Here is a 310-nt window from a genome sequence, read left to right on the forward strand (position 1 = left end):
GTTATGCTACCTGAGTTAAAAATATAAGAAGAATGGAAATTATAAAGAAAATTGCCGTATGAAAAATCTCTTTATAGCCTTGTTGCATTAGGGTAGTTTTATCATGGTTCTTAATTCGGTACCACTCAATAGCCTCACTATAATTCTCAGCTAAGCCTAAATAAACACTAGGAAGTTCATTAGATTCAAAAAACTCGATGAGTTCACCATCTGAAGGCATTTTTTTTACTTCTTGAAGTCTTAGGCTTTTAAAAATAGAAAACCAAGCACCACAAAAAGAAAAAAACGTTAAAATAACAAAGAAAATGAT

The 310-nt window shown here is 30.6% G+C and carries 1 protein-coding gene; it reads right to left on the minus strand.

The window, feature by feature from the left end:
- Position 1 precedes the first annotated feature (1 nt).
- The coding region (locus AAW00_RS15220; RefSeq protein WP_206539341.1) for a hypothetical protein at positions 2-310 on the minus strand (309 nt) is incomplete at its 5' end.

It is taken from the genome of Aurantiacibacter luteus (genome assembly GCF_001010945.1).
GTDB classification, from domain to species: Bacteria; Pseudomonadota; Alphaproteobacteria; order Sphingomonadales; family Sphingomonadaceae; genus Alteraurantiacibacter; species Alteraurantiacibacter luteus.